This window comes from Vibrio sp. HM8-C (genome assembly GCF_058630515.1).
Genome location: NZ_JBMMKS010000016.1, coordinates 46,951 through 57,576 on the forward strand (window position 1 = coordinate 46,951; position 10,626 = coordinate 57,576).

Genomic DNA, 10,626 nt, shown 5'->3' on the forward strand with positions numbered 1-10,626 from the left:
ATAGGAGCCCCATGGATGGGTTTATGCGTGTTTGTGTTCGATACTTATTCCCTGTTTCGACTATTTAGGAAGTGAGTCAATCGCTTCGATTCTTCTTTTCTCTAACTCGTCACGAATTGCTTTGCCTTGAAAACCATCGGCAATAATATCTTTTACTTCAACGGTGAGAGCGGCTTGGTAGGCGGCTTCAAATATGGCTTTCTGTGGGTAAGGATTGTTTTCACACCCCAATCTGCCTGCATGGTCTGCTTGGCAGCAAAGTAAAACCTCTTCTAAACGCTCAGGCTTACGCCATACATCCATTGCATTGAGAATCTTAAGTTTGGTATTGGCTTTAAGTTCCGCCGCTCTGTGGACGTTTGAGTGCTGCTCACAAACCAAAAGAGCCAGTTCTTTAAACTCATTAGGTACTCGCACTCGTTCACACAGTTTTTTTATGATTTTCACGCCAGTATGGCAGTGCATCTTATGACTTGGCCATTCTGATTGAGGAGTAATGCCTTTGCCTAAATCATGCACTTGAGACGCAAAACGTACAGGTAGTGAAGATGAAATCAGAGCCGCTTGCTTCGCGACCATCAGAGTATGAATACCTGTATCAATCTCAGGGTGCCACTTCTCTGGTTGAGGAACGCCGAACAAGCAATCCAGTTCTGGCAGAACCACTTTTAAAGCACCACAATCACGAAGAATGGAGAGGAATACTTCAGGGTTTTGCGTTGACAGTGACTTGTGCCACTCCTGCCATACGCGCTCAGCGGTTAAATGTTCAAGCTCACCACTATTCGCGATTTGTGCCATTAGAGCCATGGTTTCTTCTGCGACAGTAAAGCCAAGATGAGCCAGCTTGGCTGCAAAGCGAGCTAAGCGAAGCACGCGTAATGGGTCTTCAACAAACGCGTTGGATACATGGCGCAAAATGCGATCGTTCAGATCGCGTTGTCCACCATAGGGATCGATCAGAGTACCGTCTTCAGCTTGTGCCATCGCATTAATCGTAAGATCGCGTCTGATAAGATCTTCTTCCAAAGTGACATCTGGAGCAAAGTGGCATTCAAAACCAGTGTAGCCTGAGCCTGACTTACGCTCAGTGCGGGCAAGTGCGTATTCTTGCTTGGTTTTTGGGTGCAGGAAGACTGGAAAGTCTTTGCCAACAGCAGTAAAGCCATGGCTTAGCATTTCATCGGGGCTACTTCCGACTACAACCCAGTCCTTATCGTAAACTGGAATGTCGAGTAGCTTGTCGCGAACAGCGCCGCCAACTAAGTAAACTTGCACTAAACAGCCTCAAAAATCATGAATGTCATTGGATAATCATCTGCGGCAATGATACTTTGCGCTTAATCACTTTGATAGAGGCAGGAGTATGTATCAACAATTTTTCGGTTTTGCTGAGTTACCTTTCTCAATTGTTCCGAACTCTCGCTATTTGTATCTTAGCCAACGCCACCAAGAGGCCATTTTTCATCTGCAGGATGGATTAGGTGACGGTGGTGGTTTTGCTATGCTGACTGGCGAAGTTGGGACAGGGAAAACAACGGTAGCAAAAGCCATTCTGGATAATTTACCTGCCAATACCCAAGCTGGATTCATATTGAATCCTACCTTTTCTGAGCAGGAATTGTTGGAAGCGATTTGCGACGAGTTTTCCGTCAGCTATGGTAAGAAAGCGACTATTAAAAAGCTCAGTCAGGCTCTTTATCAGTTCCTGTTGGAAAAGCATGCTGCTGGTATTCAAATCCTGCTCATTATCGATGAAGCGCAGCACCTTGCACCTGATGTGTTAGAGCAACTGAGATTGTTGACCAATCTGGAAACAGACAGCCGAAAGCTGTTGAAAGTACTATTGATAGGTCAGCCTGAGCTGCAACAAAAACTCCAATTGCCGCAACTTCGTCAGTTAGCGCAGCGCATTACGGGGCGATATCATTTACTGCCGCTCGACGAGAATGAAACGGCTCACTACATCCGTTTTCGCCTGCAACAAGCAGGAGGTGATGGCAATCTGTTCTCAAGCAAATGTGCTAAATGGATTGCTCACCAAACTCATGGAATCCCAAGACTGATTAATTTGGTGTGTGACAACACATTGAAAGGCGCTTTTCAGGCTAGTGAAAAAGAGCCAAGTTTAGAGCGAGTGAAATGGGCGAGTCAGCAAGTGATGAGCTTTCAGTCAACCGTGTATCAGGATGCTGATGAAAAAGCTGTATCTCGATTTCCTTCTCTTGCAGTCACGTGTTCATTGATTGGGCTTGCTCTAGCAGCGGCTAGCGCTTATTGGCTGCCACCATTAATACATAATCAGGTTGCATCTGCGTGGCCACTGCCAGAAGCCAAAGCGGCACAACAAGAAATGGTATTTCCTATGCGGGTGGAAAACACTCTTGTCGAAGCGACTGACTTAGCATCTGCATTACGTTCTCTTTATGCCGTCTGGGGGTATCAAGCTTCTGTGACCGATACTTTTTGTCAGTCAGATACCTTTTCTCTCTTACAGTGCATGCCTAGTCATGGCGACTGGCAGACACTTGCTCAGCTAAATATGCCGGTAGTACTAACACTTGAAGTAGCCAACAAGCTCAGCTATGCAGTGCTGTATCGGGTGGATGGCGAAAATCTAGAGCTGTTAGTGAATGGTGAGCATATCCGTATTGCAAAAGAATGGATTTCACCGTTATGGAAAGGAGAGTTTCATTTAACTTGGCAATCTAGCTTCACGCAAACTTTAAAGAGTGGAATGAAAGGAGAGGAAGTCGTACTTTTGGATCGCAAACTCTCACAAGCTTTAGGTGAACCGGAGCGAGAAACGAAAGTGTTTGATGAAGACGTCAAACGCAAGGTTTCCCTATTCCAACGTTGGCAGAATATGTATGTTGATGGCATTGCCGGTGAACAGACATTGCGTCGTTTAGAGCTGCTTACGCAGCAAGATGCTCCCAAATTAGATGCATCTAAATTGTTAGGAGGAGCGTAATGTCTCAAGTGATCAATGCGCTTAAATCGTCAGACCAAGGCTACCGATTTAACACCGTGGCTACCGGGTATCAACCTGCTGAGTTATCCCGAGCAAAGAGAAAGCAGTTTCGCTGGTACCATGGGGTAATGTTGATTGCGCCAAGTGTGGTGACGGTATCGGTTCTAAGCTACCAGAGTTATCAGTCCCAACAAGAGAGTATCCAGATCGTGTTGAATCAACCTGCTGCCGTTGAGCAAGTTTCGGCTCCGGTTGAATATTTACCTTACCCACAGTTTGGCGAGCTTAAAAGTACTTATGTGACCTCTAATGATGTGAATGAATCTTCGTATGTCGTTTCAGATGAAGCGCAGAAACTCGATGCTGCTTCTGTAGCAAAAGTTGTAGAAACTAAACCAGCGAATCAAAAAGAGAATGACAGTTCGTCACTGGATTTGGAACAGCTCGATCTCAGTGGTTTATCTCCTGCTCTGGCGATGAGGGTTGAATCTGCGTTAAAGAGCAGTGAGGCACCTTCTAGCAGTGTTAATTCTAAAGCGCAATCTCTGGTGCAAAATGCGGACAAGTATTCAGGACGTCTTCCTGCAATGGATTTTCAGACACATGTTTATGCAAGCTCGGTCAGTAAGCGTTGGATAAAAATGAATGGTGTTGAGTATCACGAAGGCGACGAGCTAATGAGTGGGGTGAAGCTGGTGGAAATCAATCCTCAGACAACATTGGTGCAGATTGAGCAGCAATTGATAGAAATCCCCGCACTTTATCATTGGCAAGGCTAAGTCTTCAGTTGGCGTTCAACTTCGTTTCATACATGGTCAGAGTAATAAAAAAGGTCACTATCGAGTGACCTTTTTCCATTTCGTGAGACCTTACGCCCAGCCTGCTGGGTTGCGTTTACGTCGTGGAATAATGTGTGGAAGAATTAGACCCAGTAGTAAACCAATACCTGCAACACCACCGCCATAAGTGAAGTATTTCAGTAGCAGGTCTTCTTTTTGCGTATCTAGTTTAGCGCGTAGTTCACGGATCTCCGTTTGAGACGATGTGAGCTGTTTGCTGATGTCACCGTAGTTTTGTTCTAGCTGCGCTATTTGTTGGTTACGAACGTCTAGAGATTCAACTAAACCTGCTTTTTCAGAGTCAGCACTTTGACGTGCATTTGCTAGCTGAGATTTTACCTGCGCTAGTTCTTTCTCAAGTTGTGGAAGACGTACTGCCATACTCACTTCACGAGTCACAAAACGGCTTTCAACCCAACCTTTACGACCACGAGAATCGACAACTTCGCTGTAGTCGTTTTCTTTATTGGTTGAAACTAGCTGTACTTTCTCACCTGCGTCAATGCTGCCGATAATACGATATTGGTTGCTTGGACCAGAATGCATATATGTAAACAGCTTATCGGCGATGTAGCGGTCTTGTGCAAACGCAGGGCTTGCTAACATGGAAAATAACACCATGCAGATAAGTTTTTTCACGGTAAATCCCTTAGTAATAAATTGAAGCTTTACACTCATGTGGCAAATAGTAAAAAGTTTCTTATTCGCGTGCAACAAAGAAGGGAGGCAAAGCCTCCCTTTATGTGCGTTTGAGTCAATAATGACATCGCCTTAACAAAGTACTGACTTAATCAATTAAGCAAAGATACCTTGAATCGCGTAGAAGAACACAACAGCAAGTAAAGCACCTGCTGGCAGCGTTACAATCCAAGAAGCAACGATGTTACGAACCACGCCTAGGTTAAGAGCTGCGATGCCGCGAGCGAAACCAACACCCAGAACCGCACCCACTAATGTTTGTGTTGTTGAGATTGGTAAACCTGTACCAGACGCCAATACTACTGTTGATGCTGTTGCTAGCTGAGCTGCGAAACCACGGCTAGGTGTTAATTCTGTAATACCAGTACCAACCGTCGCCATTACTTTATGGCCCATAGTTGCAAGACCAACTACGATACCGAAGCCACCTAGAGGTAGAATCCACCAAGCAATCGCGCTTTTCGCTGAGATTTCACCCATGTGTTCAATTGTTGATACAACCGCAGACAGTGGACCGATCGCGTTTGCAACGTCGTTTGAACCGTGAGCGAATGCCATTGCACAAGCTGTGATAACCATCAATACGCTGAAGATGCTCTCTACACCAGAAAAGCTGTGGTCATCTTCGCGGTTAGCGAATTTCTTCTGGATATATAGGTAACCACCTACCATCACAAGTGCAGATACGCCAGCAGACCAAATCCAAGCTTCTGTGTTAGAAAGATGTAAGCCAACGTGCTTAAGACCTTTCTTAATGGTTACTAGTGCAATCACCATAGTAGTGATGAACATGTACACTGGAACAAAGCGCTTAGCGTTGAGAAGCGGTTTTTCTGTATCGAAAATTAGGCGTTGAGCACTAATGAAGATGAAGTAGGCAAAAATACCTGAAATCAGAGGGGTAACAATCCAGCTACCAACGATGCCTTTCACTGAGCTCCAATCCACCGCTTCTGTACCGAAAGATACACATGCGAAACCGATGATCGCACCGATGATTGAGTGAGTCGTTGATACTGGCCAACCCATGTATGAAGCAAGCAGTAACCATGTACCTGCTGCTAGAAGAGCTGACATCATGCCGTAAATAAGAACGTCAGGATGATTTGCGAACAGTGATGTGTCAATAACACCCTGACGAATTGTGTCAGTTACTTCACCGCCGGCTAAATAAGCACCTGCAAATTCGAACACCATCGCGATAAGAATCGCTTGTTTAACGGTTAGAGCTTTGGAACCAACTGATGTTCCCATTGCGTTTGCAACGTCGTTCGCACCAATACCGATAGCCATTAAGAAACCAAAAATGGCCGCAACAATAATCAGGACAGTGCCGTAGTTAGCAAGGATATCCATCTTTATACCTAGTTGTTTATAACAAGCGGAGCTATTTTTTCGTGTTTTAGGCACGAATTTAAACCGTTGGCGATAAATTCTTTAACGCTTACATCTGTTTAGTAAAATAGCTCTTAGTTATTTGGTTAACTTTAAATTTATGAGCGAGAAAGCATCACTTCTAGGCGAGCACCAACGCGCTGCGCCTGATCAGCGATACCGCCAACCCATTCAAAAATCTTGTATAAGAACATAACGTCAATCGGATTTAGCGTAGATTCTAGGGTTCTTAGCTTTTGACGTAGACGTACCTGAATAGCATCAGTGTCGTCTTCGATCTCATCCAATTGATGAATCATTTCAGCTACGAGTGTTACTTCACGGCCTTTGAAACCAGTTTCTAACAATTCGTCTAGCTCGTTGATAACTTTCTGCGCTTGATCCGCTGCATCTAGGCAACGTTTTACGTAAATAAGAAAGTCAGCTTGGAGAGGCTCAGGAATGATAAGTTGACGACCTACAACACGACCTGAAATGTCTTTTGCTAGGTTGGCAAGTTTATCTTGCTGAGTGAGAAGTTCGAGCATGTCTGTACGGTCTACAGGCATAAACAAACCACGAGGAAGTTTAAGGCGAATTTCGCGCTTTAACACGTCAGCTTCTTTCTCTAGGTGAGAAATCTGTGCACGGATCTCAGCTGCTTTTTCCCAATCTCCAGTTGCACATACTTCAAAGAATGGCACTAGATGAGAACAGCATTCATTCACACACACTACGTGTCGTTGCAAAGGCTTTATAGGGGACTTTGCAAATAACCCCATAATTGTATTTACTGGCATGGTCATTCAACCTAATAACTATAACCTTATAAAAACATACACCATTCTATGGCTAAATGTTGAGCGATGGCTATAAAGGCGCGCATGTTAACCCATTAACAGTGTCATGAAAACTGTTTTAGATCATCAAACCTTCTATATTTCACTCTTGCTCCGCTGCGTTTTAGGCAATATCCTTTCGGTATCTGCTTTGAAAGGGTTAAGTATGGAAACCGAGATAGAACTGAAGTTTTTTGTTTCACCAGAATTTTCCGAGGTTTTACGCCAAAAAATTTCTGATACCAAAGTACTTCAGCACAGTTGTCGTGAGTTAGGTAATACGTATTTTGATACTCCTGATAATTGGTTACGTCAACACGATATTGGGTTAAGAATTCGCCGCTTCGATGATGTGTATGTTCAAACAGTAAAGACCGCAGGGCGCGTAGTTGCAGGCTTACATCAAAGACCAGAATTCAATGCTGAACACCAAAGCAATGAACCTAAATTATCACTTCACCCTGCTGATATTTGGCCTCAAGGCAAAGAGGTTGACGTTCTGCAATCTGAGCTTAACGCTCTTTTCTCAACCAATTTTACTCGTGAACAGTGGCTTATTGGTATGCCAGATGGCAGTCAGGTTGAAGTTGCTTTTGACCAAGGTTTAGTCATTGCTGGGGAAAAAGAGTACCCCATTTGCGAAGTGGAATTAGAACTGAAATCAGGTCAAACCGATGCTTTGTTTACCTTAGCTCGCCAGTTCTGTGATAACGGCGGTATGCGTTTAGGTAATTTGAGTAAGGCGGCTAGAGGCTATCGTCTAGCGGCTGATTACCCTGGTGATGAAGTTAAACCACTGAGTTTGGTTAACACTAGCAGCCAAGACAGCGTTGAGTACTGTCTGATTAATTCGCTTGAGCATGCTTTGTCTCACTGGCATTACCATGAACAAATTTATACTGAACGTGATTCGATTCCGGCTCTTCATGAAATCAGTAACAGCATTCGTTTGATTCGCCAAATTCTTAGCATTTATGGCGGAGTGGTTCCTCGTAGAGCCAGCGCTATTTTGCGCCAAGAATTGAAGTGGCTTGAAGAAGAGCTAAGCTGGCTGAAAACTTACGATTACCTTGAGGATCTGCTTGAAGATAAAGGGTATGCACTACGCAAGCTAGATGCTCGTAAGTTTCTAATCTCAGGTTTGAAAGAGCAGCAAGATGCTTTGCCGCAGAGAGAAGAGAACTTACGTTTACTGAACTCTGCACGCTACACAGGTCTGCTGCTGGATTTGAGCCGTTGGATTTTAACTCGTGGATGGCAGCCGTTTCTCGATGAGAAAGCTCGTGAGAAAATGGCAACCAATATTCTTCGTTTCTCGGCAAAGCAACTAGACAGAACATGGGCAGAGCTGATGGAGTCTTTCCCTCCTGAGAGTCATTTATCGAGCCAAGAGTACATTGATCAGCAATATCGATTAATGCGAAATCTCTATACCGGAATCGGTTTAGCAAGTCTGTATGACGCTGAGGAGCGCAATTCATTCCGTATGCCTTGGGCAGATTTATTGCACGGTATTGATGACTTATTAACCTTGAGAACGCTTGAGCCTTTTGTTGATAAGTTGGAAGGGGAAGAGAAAGAACAGTTGCAACGCTGGCTGATCCGCCAAGAAAACTCGATTCTACATGCGATGGAACAGACACGAATCATTGGTGTTGAAGCGCATCCGTATTGGCGAGACTAATCGCACACTGGACAGTGAATCAGGGATACCTTTAGGTATCCCTTTTTTTTACTTCGTCAATTTAGAGTGTTGCGAATCGTCTAACTTGTGCTCGAGTTTTCCAACCCGACGCAATATCTCATTTTGTTGAAGCACTATCTGATGCAGCAGCTCTTGATCTCTTTGTGCATGCAATAATTGCTTTTTGTCAGGGGAAGTAAGCAATGAGGTGATCAATCCAGAGATCATACCGAATATACCAACCCCACACAGGATCATAGCGGTTGCGATCAATCTTCCCGCAGTGGTCACTGGGAAATGATCCCCGTATCCTACCGTCGAAATAGTCACCAACGCCCACCACAAAGCATCGCCACCAGATTGAATATTGGCATGAGGATCTTTTGATTCGACAAACAGCATAAAGCTAGAGCCTAACGTCATCATCAATACCAGCAATAGCAAAATAGAGGCAATAGTGGTTTCTCTTTTATTTGCCAATAACTGTTTCAAGATGGCTCTTCCTGAACGAACAACTAAAATTATGCGAAGAATTTGGAAGATCCGTGCGTATCGCAAAGGCTCAATCATCGGAATACTGGCGAGAAAATCGATCCAGTGGGTTTTCATAAATTTCACCCGATCTGCGGATCGGATCAAATCTACGCAAAGTTGTAGGATGAAAATACTACATATAAGAAAGTCTAGGCCGATAAGTAAGTGGCGCATTTCTGGCTCTATTGGAAAAAATAGTAAGCCGGAGATCACAAATAGAGCTAAGAAAGACAAAATGAGTGACAACAATCCCATAGGTTTTGTTTCATCTTTGATACTATCGTTTTTCATACGAGGCTCGAAATAATTCAAAGTGCGTGAAGATTTGTTCACTGTTTTAGTGATAAATAAGTGATTTTTTCAATATAAGACATTTCTCAATATATAAAACATTGTGGAGGCATGACAATGACAACAATGGCATTTAAGCCATGGGAACGAGTAATTACGAATGTTCGCCTTGTTCCTAAGATGGTAATGCTGATGGTGTTCAGTACGTTACTGATCATCGGTAAGCAGCTTTGGGATGCTCACACCTTTTATAACGCTCTTTTTGCAGCAACCCAAAATGCAGAAGTCGCTCAACAACATTATGACGACTACATCGTGCAGGTGATTTGGCAAACAGGTTTGTTGATCCTTGTCTTTGTTGTGTTGCTGCTTTTCGCTGCTCGAATCATGTTGCGCCAAACACAATATCTTAGTGAATCGATCAAACAGATGGCTCGTCGTGATTTATCTTCTGTAATCGATATGGAATGTAAAGATGAGTACGGTGATGTTGCTCGTGAGCTAGAAAAAACTCGTCTTCAATTGAAAGAATTGATTCTTGCTCAAGTGGATGCCTCTCAAGAGCTTACCGCGATGACGGAAATCATGACCCTCAGCATGTCTGAAACCAAAGAATCCGCTCAAGAAGAATTTAATGAAATTGATCAGCTTGCGACAGCAATGAGTGAAATGTCATCGACAGTACAAACTGTTGCTGGGCACGCTCAAAGTGCTTCTTCTTTGACAGAAAATGCATCTAAACAAGCACAGACTGGGCAACGATTTGTGAAAAGCACGGTTGGCAAGATGAGTGAGCTATCGAAAGATATCTCTAAATCCGCTCAAGCAGTTAACCAAGTTGAAGAACGCGTTGAATCAATCAGTAGCGTTGTCGGTACAATTCAAAGTATTTCAGAACAAACCAACTTGCTAGCTTTGAACGCAGCGATTGAAGCTGCGCGTGCAGGTGAGGCTGGACGTGGCTTTGCTGTAGTTGCCGATGAAGTTCGTAATCTGGCTCAGCGCACTCAGAAAGCGACCGTAGAAATTCAAGAGATGATCTCTCAGCTTCAAAACAGTGCAAACTCAGCAGTAGAGCTGATGGAAAAGAGTGTGGTAGAAGTGGCAGAAGGCGTAGAACTTGTGACAAATGCGGGTTCTGAGCTTGATGGCATCGTAGCGCAGGTTCAACAAATTAATGATATGAACTTCCAAATTGCTACCGCAGCAGGTCAGCAAAGCAGTGTCGCTGAAGAGATGAATCAGAACTTAACTAACGTAAGAGAGCTCGTTGAAGCGTCTGTGACGGTAGTGACAGAACTGCTTGAAACTTCAGAAGTGATGCAAGCGAATGCTCAAGAACTAGACAGCAAAATCACTGAATTTAAAGTTTAATCATTCTCTACGCGATTA

Annotated in this window: 9 protein-coding genes; 4 read left to right on the forward strand and 5 right to left on the reverse strand. The window is 43.9% G+C overall.

What is annotated here, in order from left to right; genetic code table 11:
- Window positions 1-60: 60 nt before the first annotated feature.
- A complete protein-coding gene (locus ACOSVQ_RS16790; RefSeq protein WP_491983631.1) occupies window positions 61-1,278 on the reverse strand; it encodes a multifunctional CCA addition/repair protein in 1,218 nt (405 codons plus the stop codon).
- Between the two features lie 88 nt (window positions 1,279-1,366).
- Here ACOSVQ_RS16790 and ACOSVQ_RS16795 point away from each other — a divergent pair, with 88 nt between their 5' ends.
- Window positions 1,367-2,974: an ExeA family protein gene (locus ACOSVQ_RS16795; RefSeq protein ID WP_491983632.1), complete on the forward strand. Its 1,608-nt coding sequence runs from the start codon at window positions 1,367-1,369 to the stop codon at window positions 2,972-2,974.
- Window positions 2,974-3,753 (forward strand): general secretion pathway protein GspB, encoded by a 780-nt coding sequence (locus ACOSVQ_RS16800; RefSeq protein WP_491983633.1) that lies wholly within the window; start codon window positions 2,974-2,976, stop codon window positions 3,751-3,753. Before ACOSVQ_RS16795 ends, ACOSVQ_RS16800 begins: the two co-directional genes overlap by 1 nt.
- Before the next feature lie 90 nt (window positions 3,754-3,843).
- Here the strand turns inward: ACOSVQ_RS16800 and ACOSVQ_RS16805 are convergent, their stop codons facing one another.
- The 3 genes from ACOSVQ_RS16805 to ACOSVQ_RS16815 all read right to left on the reverse strand — a co-directional run bounded on the left by ACOSVQ_RS16805 (window position 3,844) and on the right by ACOSVQ_RS16815 (window position 6,686).
- Window positions 3,844-4,452 (reverse strand): TIGR04211 family SH3 domain-containing protein, encoded by a 609-nt coding sequence (locus tag ACOSVQ_RS16805; RefSeq protein ID WP_491983634.1) that lies wholly within the window; start codon window positions 4,450-4,452, stop codon window positions 3,844-3,846.
- Between the two features lie 156 nt (window positions 4,453-4,608).
- On the reverse strand, window positions 4,609-5,868 hold the full coding sequence (locus ACOSVQ_RS16810; RefSeq protein ID WP_491983635.1) for an inorganic phosphate transporter: 1,260 nt from the start codon (window positions 5,866-5,868) through the stop codon (window positions 4,609-4,611).
- Between the two features lie 137 nt (window positions 5,869-6,005).
- Window positions 6,006-6,686, reverse strand: coding sequence for a TIGR00153 family protein (locus tag ACOSVQ_RS16815; protein WP_491983636.1), 681 nt, complete (start codon window positions 6,684-6,686; stop codon window positions 6,006-6,008).
- Between the two features lie 205 nt (window positions 6,687-6,891).
- On the opposite strand from ACOSVQ_RS16815, the gene ACOSVQ_RS16820 reads away from it, so the two are divergent.
- Window positions 6,892-8,409: a CYTH and CHAD domain-containing protein gene (locus ACOSVQ_RS16820; protein WP_491983677.1), complete on the forward strand. Its 1,518-nt coding sequence runs from the start codon at window positions 6,892-6,894 to the stop codon at window positions 8,407-8,409.
- Window positions 8,410-8,457: 48 nt separating this feature from the next.
- Here ACOSVQ_RS16820 and ACOSVQ_RS16825 read toward each other — a convergent pair whose 3' ends face one another.
- Window positions 8,458-9,234, reverse strand: a complete 777-nt coding sequence (locus tag ACOSVQ_RS16825) for a potassium channel family protein (protein ID WP_491983637.1) — start codon at window positions 9,232-9,234, stop codon at window positions 8,458-8,460.
- Window positions 9,235-9,351: 117 nt separating this feature from the next.
- Here ACOSVQ_RS16825 and ACOSVQ_RS16830 point away from each other — a divergent pair, with 117 nt between their 5' ends.
- Complete coding sequence (locus ACOSVQ_RS16830; RefSeq protein WP_491983638.1) at window positions 9,352-10,608, forward strand: methyl-accepting chemotaxis protein; 1,257 nt, start codon at window positions 9,352-9,354, stop codon at window positions 10,606-10,608.
- The last annotated feature ends 18 nt before the right edge of the window (window positions 10,609-10,626 follow it).